The following is a 20,479-nucleotide window of genomic DNA, read 5'->3' on the forward strand; positions in this document are numbered from 1 at the left end:
CGGGGAACCTATCGAGGATGTGCGCCACCATGCCCAGCTCCGACAGGGCCGGCCGCGAGGGCCGGGACCCGGACGCCGAGATCGTGGTCCCGGAGGACGACGGTCCTGATGAGGGGCCGTCAGATGTCTTCCTGGACGTCCCTGCCCTCCATGTGGACAAGCTGGACCTGGAGGTGGACGACCTCGAGGCCCACGTCTCCCTGCAGGCCGAGGTGCTGGACCTCCTCAAACTGAACGTCGGGGCGGACGTGCGGCTCGGGCGGGTCCAGCTGGGCATCGAGGGTGTGGACGTCCAGGCGCAGCTCAAGGTCCGGCTCCACCACATCGCCGCCGTCGTCACCCGGCTGCTGGCCACGGTGGATCGCAACCCCCAGATCCTCGAGCAGCTGACCCGCGGCGTGGGTGCGGCAGTCGAGGACGTCGGGGCCGGCACCGGCCGGGCCGCGGGAGAACTGGGCAAGGGCGCCGGCGCGGCCGTGAGCGAGGTCGGCCGGGGAGCGGGGACCGCGGTCGAGTCCGTGGGCGGGGGCGCGGGCAGGGCGGTGGAAGGCGTCGGCGCCGGAGCGGGCGACGCCGTCGAAGACGTGGGCCGGAGCGCTGCGGACGCGGTGGAGGAGGCCGGCGAGGGCGCCGGTGGCGCGGTCGACGGGAGCACGCGGGACGAAGGGGAGCAGGACGACGCGGGGGAGGAATCCGAGCGCCCGGCCGCCCGCCGTCGGCGCCGAGCTCCGGAGCACGCGTCCACCGAGCCGGACAGGCCCCGTCGCACGGCTCCCGCGAAGAGGGCGAGCCGTGGCAGGAAGGCGGCGACGGAATCCCCGACTCCGGAGAGAAGGACCGGCCACGCCAAGAAGGCGGCCGCCAAGAAGACCTCTGCGGCGAAGACCCCCGCGAAGAAGGCCTCGGTCCGTCCGCGGCACCGCACGTAGCCGGCAGCCCGGCCCGGGGCTGAAGCACTGGTTGGCGAGGTGAGGCCTCGGAAGGCCCGGCCCGCGCCGAGCCGGAACGTCAATCGGAGGCGCGGAGGGTCACCGTGTGGGCCACCACGCTTCGGACGTCCGGAGCCGGTACCAACCGTGCTCTCGAGACGTACGACTTCGGGCCGACGGTGGGAAACCGCCGGCCCGAAGCCACGAACAAGCACCTCAACGGCGCTGACCTGCGATTACAGCACCGGCAGGAGCGCCTTCAGCTCGAAGGCCGTGACCTCGCTGCGGTACTCCTCCCACTCCTGCTTCTTGTTGCGCAGGAAGAAGTCGAAGACGTGCTCGCCGAGCGTCTCGGCGACCAGTTCGCTCTTCTCCATCAGCGCGATCGCCTCGCCCAGGTTCTGCGGCAGCGGCTCGATGCCCATCGCGCGGCGCTCGGCGTCGGACAGGGCCCAGACGTCGTCGTCGGCGCCGGCCGGGAGTTCGTAGCCCTCCTCGATGCCCTTGAGGCCCGCGGCCAGGAGCACCGCGTACGTCAGGTAGGGGTTGGCGCCGGAGTCGATGGAGCGGACCTCGACGCGGGCCGAGCCGGTCTTGCCGGGCTTGTACATCGGGACGCGGATCAGCGCGGAGCGGTTGTTGTGGCCCCAGCAGATGTACGAGGGGGCCTCGCCGCCGGCGCCTGCGGCGCGGGAGGAGCCGCCCCAGATGCGCTTGTAGGAGTTGACCCACTGGTTCGTCACGGCGGAGATCTCCGCGGCGTGCTTGAGCAGGCCCGCGATGAAGGAGCGGCCGACCTTGGAGAGCTGGTACTCGGCGCCGGACTCGTAGAACGCGTTGCGGTCGCCCTCGAAGAGGGAGAGGTGGGTGTGCATGCCCGAGCCGGGGTACTCCGAGAACGGCTTCGGCATGAAGGTCGCCTGCACGCCCTGCTCCAGCGCAACCTGCTTCATGACCAGCCGGAAGGTCATGATGTTGTCCGCGGTGGAGAGCGCGTCCGCGTACCGCAGGTCGATCTCCTGCTGGCCGGGGGCGCCCTCGTGGTGGCTGAACTCGACCGAGATGCCCATCGATTCGAGCATGGTGATCGCCTGGCGGCGGAAGTCCATGCCGACGTTCTGCGGGGTGTGGTCGAAGTAGCCGGAGCTGTCCGCCGGGGTGGGGCGGGTGCCGTCGACCGGCTTGTTCTTCAGCAGGAAGAACTCGATCTCCGGGTGGGTGTAGAAGGTGAATCCCAGGTCCGAGGTCTTGGCCAGGATGCGCTTGAGCACGTAGCGCGGGTCGGCGAAGGAGGGCGAGCCGTCGGGCATCAGGATGTCGCAGAACATCCGGGCCGTGCCGGGGGCCTCCGCGCGCCAGGGCAGGATCTGGAACGTGCCCGGGTCCGGCTTGGCGATCATGTCCGACTCGTACACCCGGGCGAAGCCCTCGATGGCCGAGCCGTCGAAGCCGATGCCCTCGTCAAACGCCTGTTCCAGCTCGGCAGGGGCCACGGCCACCGACTTGAGGTAACCGAGCACGTCCGTGAACCACAGCCGTACGAACCGGATGTCGCGCTCCTCGAGCGTCCTGAGGACGAATTCCTGCTGCTTGTCCATAGCCACATCCTTGCAGTTCAGACGGTCCGTGCACCACCGCCCGGGGTAAGGGGGAGAGTCCAGTATCACGACCCCGGATTTCACCCAGATTACGCACCCGACGTGAGATGGAGCACGCGGCCACCCACTACGATCGTCGGCCATGGTGCGTATGGGCTGCGACTGCCCCGCAACGGCCCCGTACGCACCGGCTCCTGACCCGTTCCGTCATCTCATCGCCCCTTCGCAGAAGGACCTACGACATGAGCTTCGACCGCAGGACCCGCATAGAGCAGATGCGCAAGGCCGACCGTGCGCGAGACCGCCGCACCCGCGTGCTGGTCATAAGCCTCAGCGCCGTCGTCGTCGCTGGTCTCGTCACCTTCGGTACCTACACGCTGGTGGACAGGTCCAAGGCCTCGGCCGACCAGAAGGCCGCGGACGCCAAGAACGCGGAGCAGTCCGAGGCGGAGAAGAAGGAACTGGCCGAAGGGCCGATCCAGGGCGAGAAGACGTGGGACGCGAAGAAGCTGACCCGCAACCACGTCACCGAGACCGTCTCGTACCCGATGAAGCCGCCGGTCGGCGGTGACCACAGCCCCGTCTGGATGAACTGCGACGGCGACGTATACAAAAAGGCGATCCCTGACATGAACGCCGTGCACGCGCTGGAGCACGGTTCGGTGTGGGTGACGTACACGGACAAGGCCTCGGCCGCCGACGTGGACGAGCTCGCGGAGCGGGTCGGGAAGACCCCGTACTCGCTGATGAGCCCGTACAAGGACCAGGCCGGCGCCATCATGCTGAGCGCCTGGGGCAAGCAGGTCACGGTGGACAGTGCCGATGACCGCAGGGTGGCGCAGTTCTTCGCCAAGTACGTGCAGGGCCCGCAGACGCCCGAGCCGGGCGCGGCGTGCACCGGCGGACTGGCGGCTCCGTGACGGTGACGGATCGCACCCGGCGCACCCGGTGGGCGGCGGGTTCCGCCGTCGCACTCGCGCTGCTGTTCGCGGGGGCGGCGACGGTCGCGTCCGCGCGGGGCGACGGGGCGGAGCACCACGCGGCCGCCCCCGCAGCGAAGGCCCCGGCATCCGATTCCGCGGACGCCGGGTTCGCCCGCGACATGGCCGTCCACCACCAGCAGGCCGTGGAGATGTCCTTCATCGTGCGCGACCGCACCCAGGACGAGGACGTGCGCCGTTTCGCGTACGACATCGCCAACACGCAGGCCAACCAGCGAGGCATGCTGCTCGGCTGGCTGGACCTGTGGGAGCTGCCGAAGGCCGCCGCCGGGCAGGAACCGATGGCCTGGATGGCCACCGGACAGCACGCGGGCCACGACATGGCCGGGATGCCGGGCATGGGCGGCGCTTACGAGGCCCACGACGGGTCCCTCATGCCCGGCATGGCGACTCGTACCGAGCTCGAACAGCTCCGCAGGGCCAGTGGCAAGCAGGCCGAGGTCCTGTACCTCCAGCTGATGACCGACCACCACAAGGGCGGTGTCGACATGGCCCGCGGCTGCGCGGACCTGTGCACCGTGAAGGTGGAGAAGCGGCTGGCCCGGGGCATGGTCGAGGGTCAGCAGTCCGAGTTGGGGGCCATGGCCGGGATGCTGGCGGAACGGGGTGCCGCGCCCCGGCCCGGGAAGGTGTCCTGAGGGCCGCCGGAGCGCCGTCTTCCGTGACCGCACCCGAATGGGTGATAGCGGTCGCGTGCCCCGGGCGAGCCCATGACGATGGGGTCGCTCGGGGTCGTACGGAGTGCCCGTCGGCACGCAGGAGGAATCCCCCATGACCACCGCCAAGGACATCATGCACACCGGCGCCACCTGGATCCCGGCGCACGAGACCCTCGACCGCGCCGCCCAGTTGATGCGGGACCACAACGTCGGCGCGCTGCCCATCTCGGAGAACGGGCACCAGGACCGGATGGTCGGCATCCTCACGGACCGCGACATCGTGGTCGCCTGTGTGGCGATGGGCCGGGACCCGTCGAAGACGACCGCCGGCGATCTCGCCCAGGGAACGCCGCGCTGGATCGACGCGGCAGCCGAGGTGGAGGCGGTGCTGGAGGAGATGCAGACCCACCGGATCCGCCGGCTGCCGGTGGTCGAGAACAAGAAGCTGGTCGGCATGATCAGCGAGGCCGATCTGGCACAGCATCTCTCCGAGGACCAGATCGCAGGCTGGGCGGAGAAGGTCTACTCCCGCAACTGACCGGTACGCGGTACGGCCGGACGGCCTGCCACTCCGCCGCGCAGGGGAGGCGGGCCACCACCGTTCGCATACCCGGCGGGGGTAGGGTGGCCGCCATGTCCGGCACGAGGGGTTCGACGTACGGGCGGCTGCTGCTGTTCGCCACGCTGCTCTTCGGGATCTTCACCATGCACACCGTCGGGCACCCGGCGGAACACGGCGGCCCGGGTGTCGCGACGCAGACCGCCTCGCACGCGATGACCGAGGCCGCCCCGGCCGCTGTGCCGCCCGGACCCGCCGTGCAACCCCTGCCCGCGGCAGCTGCCGGGCACGATCGCCGGGCGCCGGTGCACGGCATGGACCCGATGGCCGTCTGCCTGGCCGTGCTGGGGACCTGGGGCCTCGCCCTGCTCACGCTGTCGCTGGTGGCACGGCGGTCCGCCGGCCTCCGGCCGGGGCCGGGCCCGGCCCCGTGGCCACGACTGCCCCGGCCCTCTCGTCCACCGCCTCGGACACGCAAGGCCGTCCTCACCGGACTGTCGGTGCTTCGGATATAGGCGCGCCCCGCGCCCCGTCCATCCTCCAGCACACCGACACCATCCTTGAGGTGCACTCAGTCATGCCCGCTCAGCACACCCGACGCGCCGTACTCGGCGCTTCGCTCGCCCTTGCCGGTACGGGAGTTCTCGGCGCCTGCGCCGAGCGCGGCGCCGCGGCGGACCACTCCGCCATGGACCACCCGGCCCCCTCCGGCACCGCGGTCCCGGAGGGTTACGTCTCCCCCGACGGCCCGGAGGTCGCGGCGGCCGAGAAGCGGCGGGGCGCCGGCCCCGAACGCAAGGTCACCCTGACCGCGACCCCGTCCCGGCTCGACCTGGGCGGCGGGCGCACCGTCAGCTCGTGGGCGTACGGGGACCGGCTCCCCGGGCAGGGGGTCCGGGTCACCGCGGGCGACACGCTCGCCCTCACCCTCGCCAACCATCTTCCGCAGCCCACCTCGCTGCACTGGCACGGACTCGCCCTGCGCAACGACATGGACGGGGTGCCCGGGCTGACCCAGCGGGCCGTCGGGGCGGGGACGGACTTCACGTACCGGTTCGGGGTGCCGGACCCCGGCACGTACTGGCTCCACCCGCACTCGGGCGTCCAGCTCGACCGCGGGCTGTACGCGCCGCTGATCGTGGAGGACCCGAAGGAGCCCCTGTCGTACGACAAGGAGTGGGTCGTCGTCCTGGACGACTGGGTCGACGGGGTGGACGGCTCCACCCCCGACGCGGTGCTCCAGGAACTCACCGGGGGCGGCGGCCACAGCGGGCACGCCATGCCGGGGACGCCCGCGGCGGAAGAGGGCGGCAGCGGACCCTCGCGGATGCTCATGGGCGCCACGAGCGAGCTGCTGGGCGGCGACGCCGGTGACGTGGACTATCCGTACTACCTGGTCAACGGCCGCGTGCCCGAGGACCCGTCCGTCTTCACCGCACGGCCGGGCGACCGGATCCGGCTGCGGATCATCAACGCGGGCGGCGACACCGCCTTCCGCGTCGCGCTCGGAGGCCACCGGATGACGGTGACGCACACCGACGGCTTCCCGGTCCGGCACACCACGACGGATGCCCTGCTGCTCGGAATGGGCGAGCGGTACGACGTGCTGGTCACCGCCGGGGACGGGGTGTTCCCGCTGACCGCGCTGGCCGAGGGCAAGAAGGCCTCCGCGATGGCCCTGCTGAGGACCGGGAGCGGTGCGGCCCCCGGCGCGGCCGTGCGGCCGGCGGAGCTGGACGGCGAGCTGGTGACGGCCGGCCGGCTGTCCCCGGACGCCTCCGTGGCCCTGTCCGCGCGTGAACCCGACCGGACGGTGCAGATGCGGCTGACGGGTTCCATGGAGGCGTACGACTGGGCCTTCGACAGGAAGCCGTACACCGCCGACCAGCGTCATCCGGTGAAGGCCGGGGAGCGGGTCCGGCTGGAGTTCCGGAACCCGACCGCGATGTGGCACCCGATCCATCTGCACGGGCACACCTTCGCGCTGGCCGGGGGTGCCGCCGGGGCCCGTAAGGACACCGCGATCGTGCTGCCCCGGCAGACGCTGACCGTGGACTTCGACGCGGACAACCCGGGCCTGTGGATGCTCCACTGCCACAACCTGTACCACGCGGAGGCGGGCATGATGACGGTCCTCGGCTACCGCCGCTGACGGCTCCCTGGCGGGCCGCGGCACTTTTCGTGTGGCCCGCCAGGACATTGCGTCAGTAAGACGATTACACTGGGCGGCGTGCCTCAACTACGCCTCGCACTGAATCAGATCGACTCGACCGTCGGCGATCTCGCCGGGAACACCGAGTCGATCCTCCATTGGACCCGGCACTCCGCCGGACAGGGCGCCCACCTCGTGGCGTTCCCCGAGATGGTGCTGACCGGTTACCCCGTCGAGGACCTGGCCCTGCGGTCGTCCTTCGTCGAGGCGTCACGGGACGCGCTGCGTGCGCTCGCCGCCCGCCTGGACGCGGAGGGCTTCGGGGAACTCCCGGTCGTCGTCGGTTACCTCGACCGTTCCGAGTCCGCCGCCCCCCGCTACGGCCAGCCCGCCGGGTCGCCGCGGAACGCCGCCGCGGTACTGCACCGCGGGCAGATCGCGCTGAACTTCGCCAAGCACCACCTGCCCAACTACGGGGTCTTCGACGAGTTCCGGTACTTCGTGCCGGGTGACTCGATGCCCGTCGTGCGGGTGCACGGCATCGATGTGGCGCTCGCGATCTGCGAGGACCTCTGGCAGGACGGCGGCCGGGTGCCGGCCGCTCGCGCCGCCGGGGCCGGGCTGCTGCTGTCGATCAATGCCTCCCCCTACGAGCGGGACAAGGACGACACCCGGCTGGAACTGGTCCGCAAGCGGGCCCAGGAGGCCGGCTGCACCACCGCGTACCTCGCGATGATCGGCGGCCAGGACGAGCTGGTCTTCGACGGCGACTCGATCGTCGTCGACAAGGACGGCGAAGTGATCGCCCGTGCCCCGCAGTTCGCCGAGGGCAGTGTGATCCTGGACCTCGACCTGCCGGCCGCCTCGCCCGAGGCGCCGTCCGGCGTGGTGAACGACGGGCTGCGGATCGACCACGTGGTCCTCTCCGAGAAGCCGCTGCCGGCGTACGAGGCGGAGCTGGCCGGAGGGTACGCGGACCGGCTCGACGACGACGAGGAGCTGTACTCGGCGCTGGTCGTGGGCCTGCGCGCGTACGCGGCGAAGAACGGCTTCAGCAGTGTGCTGATCGGGCTCTCCGGGGGGATCGACTCGGCGCTGGTCGCGGCGATCGCCTGCGACGCGCTGGGCGCACAGCACGTGTACGGCATCTCGATGCCGTCGAAGTACTCCTCGGACCACTCCAAGGGCGACGCGGCCGAGCTGGCTCGGCGTACCGGGCTGAACTTCCGGACCGTACCGATCGAGCCGATGTTCGACGCGTACATGGGGTCGCTGGGGCTCACCGGCCTCGCCGAGGAGAACCTGCAGTCGCGGCTGCGCGGCACGATGCTGATGGCCGTCTCCAACCATGAGGGCCAGATCGTCCTGGCGCCGGGCAACAAGTCCGAGCTGGCGGTCGGTTACTCGACGCTGTACGGCGACTCCGTCGGCGCGTACGGGCCGATCAAGGACGTCTACAAGACGTCGATCTTCCGGCTGGCGAAGTGGCGCAACCGGGCCGCCGAGGAGCGCGGGCAGACCCCGCCGATCCCGGAGGCCTCCATCACCAAGCCGCCCAGCGCGGAGCTGCGGCCGGGTCAGGTCGACACGGACTCGCTGCCCGACTACGACGTGCTGGACCGGATCCTGGAGATGTACGTCGACCGGGACCAGGGGCTCGACGCGATCGTCGCGGCCGGGTTCGACGAGGCGCTGGTGGCGAAGACGCTGCGGATGGTGGACACGGCGGAGTACAAGCGCCGGCAGTACCCGCCGGGCACGAAGATCTCGCCCAAGGGCTTCGGCAAGGACCGGCGGCTGCCGATCACGAACCGGTGGCGCGAGTCCGGCTGACGCCGGGGGGTGGGGTGTACTGCGGGCCCGTCCGGCCGGGGTCTTGTCCTCAATCGCCGGACGGGCCTGATGCGCAGGGTCCATCCGGTGATTCAGCGCACGTCCGCCCCGGACTTCTGCGGGGCGGACGTCGCCGCCCGGGCCACGACCCTCGACGGGGTCCGGTCGCGGTCCAGTACGCCCGCTGTGACCGCCACCGCGAGGCCCGCCACGGCCAGCACCGCGCCGACCAGGGCCGGGGAGGTCCATCCCCAGCCCGCCGCGATGGCCACACCGCCCAGCCACGCGCCGCCCGCGTTGGCCAGGTTGAACGCGGAGTGGTTGGAGGCGGACGCCAGGGTCGGGGCGTCCTTGGCCTTGTTCATGACGAGCATCTGCAGCGGCGTGGTCGTCATGAAGCCGACCCCGCCCAGCAGCACCACCATCACCAGCGCGGCCCACTGCACATGGGCGGCGAACGGGAAGACGACCAGGACGACGGCGAGCGCGCCCAGCGAGCCGTACAGCGTCGGGCGCAGCGCCCGGTCCGTGAGCGGTCCCGCGGCGAGTGCGCCCAGGGTCATGCCGATGCCGAAGAGCGCCAGCACCAGGGTCACCGAGGACTCGCCGAATCCCATCGCCTCGGTCGTCATCGCCGAGAGGTAGGAGTACACGGCGAAGACCCCGGCGAAGCCGAAGACGGCGGTCAGGAGTCCGAGCAGCACCTGGCGGTTGCCCAGGGCGCGCAGCTCGTGGCGGACGTTCTGGTGCGCCTCGACCGAGATCTGCGGGACGAGGCGGGCGAGCGCTGCCATCGCGCACAGCCCGATCACCGCGACCACCAGGAACGTGGCCCGCCAGCCGAGGTGCTGGCCGAGCAGGGTGGCTGCGGGGACTCCGACGATGTTGGCGACGGTCAGGCCGAGGAACATGGTCGCCACGGCCCGTGCCTGGCGCCCGTCGGCGACCAGCCGGGCGGCGACGACCGCACCGACGCCGAAGAAGGCGCCGTGCGGCAGCCCGGCCAGCACCCGCCCGGCGACCAGCCAGCCGAAGCCCGGAGCCAGCGCGGAGGCGAGGTTGCCGACGGTGAACAGCGCCATCAGAAGCAGGAGCATCCGTTTGCGCGGGATGCGCGAGCCGACGGCGGTGAGCAGCGGGGCGCCGAGCACCACGCCGATCGCGTACGCCGACACGAGGTAGCCCGCGGTGGGGACGGAGGTGCCCAGATCGTCCGCGACATTGGGCAGCAGGCCCATCATCACGAACTCCGTAGTACCGATGCCGAAGGCGCTCACCGCGAGTGCGAGCAGAGCCAGAGGCATGAAGAGAGACCTTTCCGAAGTGGGCCCCGTGCGCTCCGGCAGGCCCGGTGGGCCTGCGGAAGCGGGGGCAGGAGGAAACGCGGCCGTACGTGCACCGGCGCGGGCCGGCCGGGGCCGGATCGCACGGTGACGGACCGGCTTCCTCGCCGGCGACCTTGTTCCCGTTCGGAACAAATTCTCTCAGACGTTTTATGCCCGGAGGTGAACGGACCGTTGCGTCACAGTTCGACGCGGGCGGCGATCGGAAGATGGTCACTGTCCGTGGCCGGGAGCGTCCACGACGACATCGGCTCGACGCCCTTCACCATGATCTGGTCGATGCGGGCCATCGGGAACGACGCGGGCCAGCTGAATCCGAAGCCGTCTCCCGCCGCGCCCTGGGTGGAGCGCATCTGGGAGGTGACCGCGTTGAGCGAGCGGTCGTTCATGGTCCCGTTGAGGTCGCCGAGCAGGGCGACCCGTTCCAGCGGTTCGTGGGAGATGGCCTCGCCGAGGGCGTCCGCGCTCTGGTCCCGCTGACTGGCGGTGAATCCGGCGTGCAGCTTGACCCGTACCGAGGGCAGGTGCGCGACGTAGAAGGCCATCGGGCCCTCGGGAGTGGTGACGGTGGTCCGCATGGCGCGGACCCAGCCCATCTTGATGTCCACCGGACGGGTGTCGCTCAGGGGGTACTTGCTCCACAGGCCGACGGTCCCCTGCACCGAGTGGTACGGGAAGCGACCGGCCAGCGCCGATTCGTACGCCGCCACCTTGCCGCTGGGGAGTTCCTGGAGGGCGACGACGTCGGCGCCCGAGCCGGCGACCTGCTGGGCGGTGCCGGCGGGGTCGGGGTTGTCCGCGTTGACGTTGTGGGTGGCCACCGTGAGATCGCCGCCGGTGCCCGACTTGTCGGTGAGCAGCCCGCCGAAGAGGTTGAACCAGACGACGACCGGCAGCAGCAGGGCGATCAGCGCGGTCGCCGAGCGGCGCACCAGGCCCAGGATCAGCAGCAGCGGGACGAAGACGGCGCACCAGGGCAGGAACGTCTCGGTGAGGCTGGCCAGGTTGCCGATGGTGTTCGGGATCTGGGCATGGAGGAGCATCACGAGGGTCAGCAGGACCGAACAGCCGGCCAGGACGATCCCCCGCCGCCAGATGCCGCGGTCCCGGGTCAGTCTTTCGCGCAGGTCCCGGAAGCGGGATCCGGTGCGCTGCGTTCCCGCGTCGCCGTTCCCGGTGTCCGCCCTGTACGCCTGCACCATTGCGCTGTCCTCACTGCCTTGCCGTACACATCGCCGCGCCCCACGACCCTAGGCGATGCGCGATGCCTTTCCGGCCGTCGGCGACGGCCGTACTGCCACGAGGACGACGCGAACGGTGCGACGGGTTCCGGTCGCAGGGGGTCCGTGGTGCCTTGTGACAGAACGATCACACTCGCCCGGGCCCCGGGCGAGTCAGCCGTGGCCTGCGTCTTCACCGGGTCCGGCGGCGGCGGGCCTCGGCCCGAGCCCCTCGATCAGCAGGCCGATGATGCGGTCGGCGAGGTCCTCCGGAAGCGGCGCTTCGGGCCGGTGGATGGTGCGTACGAGCATGGGGCCGAGGAACAGGTCGTCCATCAGCTCGACGTCCGCGTCGCCCCGCAGCTCACCCGCCTCGACGGCACGGCCGACGGCGGCGAGCATCGCGGCCCGGCGGGGCGCGATCACGGTGCGCTGGTACTCGGTCCACAGCTTGGGATGGCTCTTCATCTGCGCGAAGACGTTGTGCAGCAGCACCGAGGAGCGCTGGGCGAGTCCACGGGTGCGCATGGACTCCAGCAGGACGCTCAGGTCGTCGAGGCCTCCGGTGCCGGAGACGTCGGGTTCCGGCGGCTCGATCTCGCGCAGGACGTCGACGAAGAGTTCCTCCTTGCCGGCCCAGCGCCGGTAGATGGTGGCCTTTCCGACCCCGGCGGTGCGGGCGATCCGCTCGATGGACAGCCCGGCGAGGGGCTCTCCCGCCTCCAGGAGCCCGACGACGGCATCCAGGATGGACCGCTCGGCCGCCGCGCTGCGGGGGCGGCCTCGGCGCGGCTCCTGATCGTCTCCGGGGCGGGGCTCCGGGTTCCGGCCGTCGTGGGCCTGCCGGTCCCGCTCCTCGGGGAGCCGGTCATCCCGGTCCGGTGCCTGAGCCTGCACGTGAAACCACCTTTCGCCGCCCCCGATTCTCCCCGACGCGGGCGGCGCCGGGCCGCATCAGCACCTGCCGTCCGGGCCTGACCGGGCACGCCCGGCCGGGCCCGGTCAGGACGAAGGCCCCGGACCGTGCGGGGCCGCCGGCCTCACCGTCCGGCGGGCGCTGGCACCGCCTCCTCGTCCTGCGCGGCCGTCTGCCCGGCAGGAGGCCTGCCCGGCAGGAACAGGGCGACCACGATCGTTCCTACCAGGGCGACGCCCGCCGAACCGATGGCCGTGACGTGCATGGCGCTCATGAAGGCGTCGTGCGCGGCAGCGACCAGCGGGGTGCCCGCCGGGCCCATCTTCTCCGCGACGCCGAGCGTCGCCTCGATCGACTCGCCCGCCACATCCCTGGCCGCAGCAGGGACCGCGTCGAGGTGTCCCTCGATGTCGCCGCGGTAGACGGTGGACAGCACCGAACCGAGGACGGCGATCCCGAGGGCACCACCGACCTGACGGAACGTGTTGTTGACGGCCGAGCCCGAGCCCGCCTTCTCGCGGGGCAGCGCCTGCATCACGGCGACCGTGACCGGCGGCATCACATGGGCCATGCCGGTGCCCTGGACGAAGAAGACCACGCACATCACCCAGACCGGGGTGGTGGCGTCGAACAGGGCGAACGCCGCCAGTCCGGCGGCGACCATCAGCATGCCGACGGTGCACACGGCGCGGGCGCCGAACCGGTCGACCACGAGCCGGGCGCGCGGGGCGAAGACCATCTGCGCGACGGCCAGGGGCAGGATCAGCAGCCCGGACTGAAGGGCGCTCCAGCCGCGCACGCTCTGCATGTAGAAGGCGGAGAAGAACGTCACACCCATCAGCGCGAAGAAGACCAGCGCGATGGCGGCGACGGCCGCGGAGAAGGCCGGCTTCCTGAAGTACGACACGTCGATCGCCGGGCTGCTGCTGCGCTTCTCGTGAAGGACGAACACGACCAGGACGGCCAGGCCGCCGATGACCGGCAGGAGTACGGAGACGTCGGTGAAGTCGGCGAGTTCGCCGCCGCGGATGATGCCGTACACCAGCAGCACCAGGCCGATGATGGAGAGCACCACACCGATCGGGTCGAGCCGTCCCGGCTTCGGGTCCCTGGAATCCGGCACGAGCACGACCATGGCGATCAGCGCGAGAACCACGACGGGCACGTTGACCAGGAAGATCGAGCCCCACCAGAAGTGTTCGAGGAGCAGTCCGCCGGTGATCGGGCCGATCGCGATGCCGAGGCCGACGCTGCCGGCCCAGATGCCGATGGCCTTGGGCTGCTCGTCACGCTCGAAGACGTTCATCAGGACGGCGAGCGTGGCCGGCATGACGAAGGCGGCGCCGAAGCCCATCACCGCACGCCAGGTGATCAGTTCGGCGGGCGATCCGGACATGGCGGCGAAGGCGGAGCCGGCACCGAACAGCACGATGCCGAAGAGCAGGACCTTCTTGCGCCCGATGCGGTCGCCGAGCAGGCCCGCGGTGAAGAGCAGTCCGGCGAAGACGAGCGTGTAGGAGTTGATGGCCCACTCCAGCTCGCTCTGGGTGGCTCCCAGACCGGTGGGCGAGGGGGAGGCGATCGTCTTGACGGCGACGTTCAGGATCGAGTTGTCCAGCACCACGATGAGCAGGCTGAACATCAGGACGGCGAGGATCGCCCAGCGGCGGCGGTGGACCGCCTCGGGGACCTGGGGCACGGCGACAGGAGCGCCGGACGGTATGGACATGAAGAAAAGCGTAACGTCATTTCGATACGAGACCGTCTCGTATTGGAAAGTCTTTACCGGCCGCCGTGGCACCGGATGCCACCCGGTGCGGCGGGCCCACTTCCCGGGAACGGCTCCGGGGTGCCACCATGGAAGCGATCCGGGGACGCCGTCAGGGCGCCTCGAGATGACGAAGGAGCCGTTGGCAATGTCGCTTCAGGCTGCACAGAACCAGTCCACACACCCCGCGGGAGCCCCGTCCGACAGCAGCAAGGCGCTGTACGGAGGCAAGAGCAACCGCCGCGTCACCGTCCACGACATCGCCGCCGCCACCGAGCGCGGCGAGAAGTGGCCCATGCTCACCGCCTACGACGCGATGACCGCGTCCGTCTTCGACGAGGCCGGCATCCCGGTCATGCTCGTCGGTGACTCCATGGGCAACTGTCACCTCGGCTACGAGACCACCGTGCCCGTCACGATGGACGAGATCGCCATCCTGTCCGCCGCCGTCGTCCGGGGCACCAAGCGCGCCCTGATCGTCGCCGACCTGCCCTTCGGGTCCTACCAGGAGAGCCCTGTCCAGGCCCTGCGCAACGCCACCCGGCTGATCAAGGAGTCCGGGGTCGGCGCGGTCAAGCTGGAGGGCGGCGAGCGCAGCCACGAGCAGATCAAGCTCCTGGTCGACGCCGGCATCCCGGTCATGGCCCACATCGGCCTGACGCCGCAGTCCGTCAACGCGATGGGCTACCGCGTGCAGGGCCGGGGCGAGGAGGCCGCCCAGCAGATGCTGCGCGACGCCAAGGCCGTACAGGACGCGGGCGCGTTCGCCGTGGTCCTGGAGCTCGTCCCGGCCGAACTGGCCGCCGAGGTCACCCGCACCCTGCACATCCCCACGGTGGGCATCGGGGCCGGCCCCGACACCGACGCGCAGGTGCTGGTCTACACCGACATGGTCGGCCTGACCGGCGGCAAGGTGCCGCGCTTCACCAAGCAGTACGCCGACCTGCGCCAGATCCTCGGCGACGCCGCGAAGGCGTACGCGGACGAGGTCGTGGGCGGCACCTTCCCCGCGCCGGAGCACACCTTCCACTGAGGCCGTGCGGGTCCGGCCCAGGCCGCACGGGCCCGCTTCCCACGACCACTGCCGCACCACCGACAGCCCGCCGACTTCCCCCATCGGCGGGCTGTCGCCCTGCTGTCGGCGGACTGTCGGCGCGCTGTCGGTGGCGGCTGGTCTGATGGTGGACATGACGCGAATCGACAAGAACCCCAGGAACGGCAAGAACGCCGTCGAGGTACGGGGGCTGGTCAAGCACTACGGCTCGACCAAGGCTCTGGACGGCGTGGACCTCGATGTGCGCGAGGGCACCGTCCTCGGTGTGCTCGGCCCCAACGGCGCCGGCAAGACCACCCTCGTACGAGTCCTGTCCACCCTGATCCAGCCCGACGCCGGACACGCGATCGTGGCGGGCTACGACGTGGTGAAGCAGCCCCGCGCGCTGCGCCGCACCATCGGCCTGACCGGGCAGTACGCCTCGGTCGACGAGAAGCTCTCCGGCTGGGAGAACCTCTACATGATCGGGCGGCTGCTCGACCTGCCGCGCAAGAAGGCCCGCACGCGCGCCGACGAGCTGCTGGAGCGCTTCTCACTCACCGACGCGGCGAAGAAGGCCGCGATGGAGTACTCCGGCGGAATGCGCCGCCGACTGGACCTCGCCGCCTCCATGATCGGCAGCCCTGCCGTGCTCTACCTGGACGAGCCGACGACGGGGCTCGACCCCCGTACCCGTAACGAGGTCTGGGACGAGGTGCAGCGGATGGTCGCGGAGGGGGCGACCGTGCTGCTCACCACCCAGTACATGGAAGAGGCCGAACAGCTCGCCAGCGAGCTCACCGTCATCGACAAGGGCAAGATCATCGCCCGCGGTGGTGTGGACGAGCTGAAGGCCAAGGTCGGCGGCCGCACCCTGCAGATCCGCCCCTCCGACCCGGCCGAACTGGCCGCGATGGCACAGGCCCTGCGGGAGGCCGGTCTCGACGGGATCGCAGGCGCCCAGGCGGTCCCGGACGAGGGACTGCTGTACGTGCCGATCCTCAGCGACGAGCAGCTCACCGCCGTGATCGGCCTGCTCGGCACCCGGGGCTTCTCGCTGGCGCACGTCGCCACCGCGCTGCCCAGCCTCGACGAGGTGTTCCTCGCCATCACCGGCGACAAGGCCACCGTCACCGACACGATCCCCCAGGAGGTCGCGGCATGAGCACGACGACTCTGACGCCCACCCCCACCGACGCGGCCGTGGCCGCCCCGGCCACGAAGGTCCACGACGAGGGCCGGATCGGGCTGCGGAACAACCTGCGCCACATCGGGGCGCTGGTGCGGCGCAATCTGCTCCAGATCAAGAAGGATCCGGAGTCGATGTTCGACGCGCTCCTGATGCCGGTCATCTTCGTCCTGCTGTTCGTGTACGTCTTCGGCGGCTCGGTCGGCGGCAGCATGGGCGGCGGCCGGCAGGAGTACCTGAACTACCTGATCCCCGGTCTGATGGCGATGATGGGTATGAACATCGCCATGGCGGTCGGCTCCGGTGTCAACGACGACTTCCGCAAGGGGGTCATGGACCGGTTCCGCACCATGCCGATCGCCCGCTCCTCGGTACTCATCGCGAAGATCGTGGTCGAGCTCGGCCGGATGATGGTCGCCACCCTGATCCTGCTGGCCATGGGCTTCGCGCTCGGCCTGGAACTCCACGGGTCGGTGCTCGGGCTGATCGGGGCGATCGCCCTGGCGGCCGCGTTCGGCGCCGCCATCATGTGGATCTTCATCCTGCTCGGACTGTCCATGAAGACGGCCCAGGCCGTCCAGGGAATGGGGATGATCGTGATGATGCCGCTCCAGTTCGGCTCCTCGATCTTCGCCCCGCCCACGACGATGCCCGGCTGGCTCCAGACGTTCACCGACTACAACCCACTGTCCAACCTGGCCGACGCGGCCCGCTCCCTCATGATGGGCACCCCGGTCGGCAACTCGGTCTGGCTGACGCTCGGCTGGACCGTGGTCATCACCGCGATCATGGCCCCGCTCGCGGTGTCCAGGTTCCGCAAGAAGTCCTGACCGAAGGGGTTCGGACCCTCTCAGTCCCGGTACGCGTCCACGAGGGCGGCGGCCTCCTCCATGGAGAGGCCGCCGCCCTCGGCGTACGCGGCCTCGTAGGCGGCGTCCACGAGGGCCGTACGGACCATCGCCTCGGCCCGGGCGAAGTTCTCCCGCTCCATCGACGTCTGGAAGTGCCCCTGCGGCAGCAGCGCCCGGCCGGCGGCCAGCAGCCGCGCACCGAGCTCCGCCCCGCGCTCCTCGCCGAGCCCGCCCAGCGCCCACGCCACCGTGACCAGGTGGATCACCGCCATCTGGGGCGCCACCATCTGCGTCAGCGGATCGCCCAGGCGCGTCAGCGCCTGCCGGCCCCGGTCCAGGGCACCTGCGTAGTCCCCGTCCTGGTTGTCCAGCCAGGCCAGGCCGCCCAGCACGAAGCCCTCGAAGATCGCCATCGTCTGGGACCTGAACTCTTCGAGCAGGATGGTGAACTGCTCGCGTGCATCGGCCGTACGGCCGGAACGGCCCAGCCACAGCGCCAGGAAGAGCCGCGCCGCCGGCCTCGCCTCGTGCCCCGTGTGCCGACCGTCGGCGAGCACCTCGCGCAGGATCGCCTCGCCCTCCGCGCCGCGGTCGAGCTCGGTGAGCGCGGAGGCGTACCGGGTGCGGAGCACCGACACCTGGGCCAGGGCGCCGAGCTTCTCCGCGTAGCCGACCGCGGCCTGGTAGTCCTCGGCCGCCCGGGTGAAGTCGCCGGTCTTCTCGTGCGCCTCGCCACGCGAGGAGAGCGCCTCGGCCATGCCCCAGTCGTCGCCGAGACGGCTGAAGATCTCCAGGCTCTCGTCGGCGTCCACGTGGGCCGCACCCGCCCAGTCGGGACGGTTGGCGAGCACGTTGGCACGCATCTGGAGCGCCGCGGCGAGCTCCCACTCGTACGCGAACTCCCGCGCGGCGCGGACCGTCTCGTCCAGCAGATGCCGCAGGTCCGCAACTCCCCCGGTCAGCATCACGGCGAAGAACCAGAGCGACGCGGGGCTCCGGCAGGTCTGCGGCTGCCCGGCCCGGTAGGTGGTGGCGATCCCCCGCAGCCGCTCCATGCTGGCCTCGTTCGTCCACTCGTCCATCGCGTGGTCCATGCTGACCAGCTGGATCAGCCCCACCTGACGCCGCGCCTCCTGGAGCAGTTCGGGTCCCATGGGCGGGGGCGCGTCGGTGCAGCGTTCGTGGATCGACGGCGCGGGCCGCACGGGAGGGGCGAAGGGATCGGGGCCGAGGGCCGCGGCGGCGTCGGCCCAGTGCAGGGCGTCGCTGCGCAGATTGCGGATCTGCCAGTACCAGGAGAGCGAGATCACCAGGCACAGCGACTCCTGCTCGTCCCGTGCGGCGACGGCGTGCCGCAGCGCGGTGCGCAGGTTCTCGTACTCGCGCCGGAAGAGCTCGATGGCGGCGCGCTGTCCGGCGCCGCGGAGCAGGGGATCGGTGGTACGGGCCAGCTCCCGGAAGTACACGAGGTGCCGGCGTTCGACGGCGTCCCGCTCCCCCGTCTCGTCGAGCCGCTCCGCCGCGTACTCGCCGACGGTCTCCAGGAGGCGGTAGCGCATCCCGCCGTCCGCCGCGGGTGCGGCGACGACCAGGGACTTGTCGACGAGTGAGCCGAGCAGCCCGGCGACCTCCCGCGCCTGCTGCGGCCCGTCCGCGCAGACCGCCTCGGCCGCTTCGAGGGTGCAGCCACCGGCGAAGACGGACAGCCGGCGCAGGGTGGCGTGTTCGTCATCGGCGAGCAGGTCCCAGGACCAGTCGACGACGGCCCGCAGGGTCTGCTGGCGCGGGAGCACGGTGCGGCTGCCACTGGTCAGCAGCCGGAACCGGTCGTCGAGCCGGTCGGCGATCTGCTGCGGGGTGAGCATCCGCAGCCGGGCGGCGGCGAGTTCGATGGCGAGGGGCAGACCGTCCAGGCGGCGGCAGATCTCGGCGGTGGCCGCCGCGGTCGCCCGGTCGGCGTCGACACGGAAGCCGGGCAGCGCGGCGGCGCCGCGATCGGCCAGCAGGCGCAGTGCCGTCGGGACGGGCAGCGGCTCGACGGGCCGGACGAACTCGCCTGGTACGCCGAGGGGTTCGCGGCTGGTGGCCAGGACGGTGAGCTCCGGGCAACGGGCCAGCAGATGATCGGCGAGGGCCGCGGCGGCCTCGATCACGTGCTCGCAGTTGTCCAGGAGCAGCAGCATGCGGCGCCGTGAGCAGTGTTCGGTGAGCCGGGAGAGCGGCTCACCCGCGCCCCGCTCGCCCGCCCCCCGTTCGGCGGCCCGGAGTTCCTCGGCACCGGCAGCGCGCAGCACGGTCTCGCGAGCGCCCAGGGCGCCGAGGACCGCCTCCGGTACCGCTTCGGGATCGTCGACGGGCGCGAGTTCGGCAAGCCAGACGCCGTCCGGCCAGGACGCGGGGTCGAAGGATTCCGCGGTCTCCTGGGAGAGCCGGGTCTTGCCCGCTCCGCCGGGTCCGAGCAGGGTGACCAGCCGGGCCCGGGAGAGGTCGCCGCGCAGGGCGGCGATGTCTCGCTCGCGCCCCACGAAGCTGGTGAGCCGGGCCCGTAGGTTGCCCTGCCGGACAACCGCTGCAGGGGTGCGTGGGGCGCTCGTCGGCGGAGCGGGGCGGGGCGGTTCCTGGCGGAGCAGTTCGGCGTGCAGCGCGCTCAGCTCGGGTCCCGGGTCGGTACCGAGCCGGTCGGCGAGTACGGTGCGCACCTCGTCGTACGCGGCCAGCGCCTGGGCCATCCGCCCGGCGTCGCGCAGGGCACGCAGCCGCAGCGCCTGGAGCGGTTCGTCGATGGGGTGCTCGTCGCAGAGCGCGGCCAGCTCCGGCAGCACCTCGTCGGCCCGGCCGAGCGCGAGCGCCGCGGTGAGCCGGGCCCGGCGGGCATCGAGGCGGCGGGCGGTCCAGCGGGCCGCGACGGCGTGCCGGTCGGGAAGGTCGGCCAGCGCCGGTCCCCGCCAGAGGCCGAGCGCATCGTCGAGGACGCTCAGGGCCTTCGCCGGATCGCCCGCCTCCAGGGCTCGTGCACCCTCCCCCGCGAGGCGTTCGAAGCGGTAGAGGTCGACGCTGTCCGGTTCGGCGGCCAGCCGGTAGCCACTCGAAGCGGAGGCGACCGCCGCATGGCCGAGCGCCCGCCGGAGCCGGCCCACGAGTGCCTGCAGGGCGCCCGGCGCGTCGGCCGGCGGGTCGCCGTCCCACACCTCGTCGACGAGCACCGCGACGGGCACCGTCCGGCCGGTGCGCAGGGCGAGCACGGCGAGCAGGGCGCGCAGCCGTGCCCCGCCGATGGCGACGGCCGTACCGTCGTCGCGAAGTGCTTGGGTGGTACCGAGGATGCCGTAGCGCACGCGCCCATTGTCCGTGACGGGGGCCGGGCCATCCACAGCCACCCGGCCGTACCCGCTCGCCCCGCCCGTATTACTGCCCGCCATGCCCCCACC

Annotated in this window: 16 protein-coding genes; 10 read left to right on the forward strand and 6 right to left on the reverse strand. The window is 71.5% G+C overall.

The features are described from left to right. The first annotated feature begins 29 nt into the window (after window positions 1-29). Window positions 30-929, forward strand: a complete 900-nt coding sequence (locus tag SH922_RS10875; RefSeq protein WP_393057360.1) for a hypothetical protein — start codon at window positions 30-32, stop codon at window positions 927-929. Between the two features lie 236 nt (window positions 930-1,165). Here SH922_RS10875 and glnA read toward each other — a convergent pair whose 3' ends face one another. After that, entirely contained in the window at window positions 1,166-2,527 is a 1,362-nt protein-coding gene (glnA, locus tag SH922_RS10880) for a type I glutamate--ammonia ligase (RefSeq protein ID WP_136324925.1), read from the reverse strand. 242 nt (window positions 2,528-2,769) lie between these two features. Between glnA and SH922_RS10885 the strand changes: the two genes are divergently transcribed. The 6 genes from SH922_RS10885 (at window position 2,770) to SH922_RS10910 (ending at window position 8,731) form a co-directional block, all read left to right on the forward strand. Beyond that, the gene (locus SH922_RS10885) at window positions 2,770-3,447 is read left to right on the forward strand and encodes a DUF3105 domain-containing protein (protein WP_393057362.1); all 678 of its coding nucleotides are present in this window, start codon (window positions 2,770-2,772) and stop codon (window positions 3,445-3,447) included. Window positions 3,448-3,449: 2 nt separating this feature from the next. Beyond that, entirely contained in the window at window positions 3,450-4,166 is a 717-nt protein-coding gene (locus tag SH922_RS10890; RefSeq protein ID WP_393063522.1) for a DUF305 domain-containing protein, read from the forward strand. 133 nt (window positions 4,167-4,299) lie between these two features. Next, a complete protein-coding gene (locus tag SH922_RS10895; RefSeq protein WP_393057364.1) occupies window positions 4,300-4,725 on the forward strand; it encodes a CBS domain-containing protein in 426 nt (141 codons plus the stop codon). Between the two features lie 95 nt (window positions 4,726-4,820). Then, window positions 4,821-5,261 (forward strand): hypothetical protein, encoded by a 441-nt coding sequence (locus tag SH922_RS10900; protein WP_393057366.1) that lies wholly within the window; start codon window positions 4,821-4,823, stop codon window positions 5,259-5,261. Between the two features lie 62 nt (window positions 5,262-5,323). Further along, window positions 5,324-6,898: a multicopper oxidase family protein gene (locus SH922_RS10905; protein ID WP_393057368.1), complete on the forward strand. Its 1,575-nt coding sequence runs from the start codon at window positions 5,324-5,326 to the stop codon at window positions 6,896-6,898. A gap of 78 nt (window positions 6,899-6,976) precedes the next feature. After that, window positions 6,977-8,731 (forward strand): NAD+ synthase, encoded by a 1,755-nt coding sequence (locus tag SH922_RS10910; RefSeq protein ID WP_393057371.1) that lies wholly within the window; start codon window positions 6,977-6,979, stop codon window positions 8,729-8,731. Window positions 8,732-8,823: 92 nt separating this feature from the next. Here SH922_RS10910 and SH922_RS10915 read toward each other — a convergent pair whose 3' ends face one another. The 4 genes from SH922_RS10915 to SH922_RS10930 all read right to left on the reverse strand — a co-directional run bounded on the left by SH922_RS10915 (window position 8,824) and on the right by SH922_RS10930 (window position 13,939). Continuing rightward, on the reverse strand, window positions 8,824-10,035 hold the full coding sequence (locus tag SH922_RS10915; RefSeq protein ID WP_393057373.1) for an MFS transporter: 1,212 nt from the start codon (window positions 10,033-10,035) through the stop codon (window positions 8,824-8,826). A gap of 218 nt (window positions 10,036-10,253) precedes the next feature. Then, window positions 10,254-11,276: an endonuclease/exonuclease/phosphatase family protein gene (locus tag SH922_RS10920; protein WP_393057375.1), complete on the reverse strand. Its 1,023-nt coding sequence runs from the start codon at window positions 11,274-11,276 to the stop codon at window positions 10,254-10,256. Between the two features lie 192 nt (window positions 11,277-11,468). After that, the gene (locus SH922_RS10925; protein ID WP_393057377.1) at window positions 11,469-12,191 is read right to left on the reverse strand and encodes a TetR/AcrR family transcriptional regulator; all 723 of its coding nucleotides are present in this window, start codon (window positions 12,189-12,191) and stop codon (window positions 11,469-11,471) included. 143 nt (window positions 12,192-12,334) lie between these two features. Beyond that, complete coding sequence (locus SH922_RS10930) at window positions 12,335-13,939, reverse strand: MFS transporter (RefSeq protein WP_393057379.1); 1,605 nt, start codon at window positions 13,937-13,939, stop codon at window positions 12,335-12,337. Window positions 13,940-14,126: 187 nt separating this feature from the next. Here SH922_RS10930 and panB point away from each other — a divergent pair, with 187 nt between their 5' ends. From panB to SH922_RS10945, 3 genes are all read left to right on the forward strand, one after another. Next, window positions 14,127-15,011, forward strand: coding sequence for a 3-methyl-2-oxobutanoate hydroxymethyltransferase (gene panB, locus SH922_RS10935; RefSeq protein WP_393057382.1), 885 nt, complete (start codon window positions 14,127-14,129; stop codon window positions 15,009-15,011). Between the two features lie 145 nt (window positions 15,012-15,156). Beyond that, a complete protein-coding gene (locus SH922_RS10940; RefSeq protein WP_393057384.1) occupies window positions 15,157-16,176 on the forward strand; it encodes an ATP-binding cassette domain-containing protein in 1,020 nt (339 codons plus the stop codon). Beyond that, window positions 16,173-17,030, forward strand: a complete 858-nt coding sequence (locus SH922_RS10945; RefSeq protein ID WP_393057386.1) for an ABC transporter permease — start codon at window positions 16,173-16,175, stop codon at window positions 17,028-17,030. Before SH922_RS10940 ends, SH922_RS10945 begins: the two co-directional genes overlap by 4 nt. Window positions 17,031-17,050: 20 nt before the next feature. On the opposite strand, the gene SH922_RS10950 is transcribed toward SH922_RS10945, so the two are convergent. Beyond that, window positions 17,051-20,386: a BTAD domain-containing putative transcriptional regulator gene (locus SH922_RS10950; protein ID WP_393057388.1), complete on the reverse strand. Its 3,336-nt coding sequence runs from the start codon at window positions 20,384-20,386 to the stop codon at window positions 17,051-17,053. Window positions 20,387-20,479 lie beyond the last annotated feature (93 nt).

It is taken from the genome of Streptomyces sp. LN549, assembly GCF_043203805.1.
Lineage (GTDB): Bacteria > Actinomycetota > Actinomycetes > Streptomycetales > Streptomycetaceae > Streptomyces.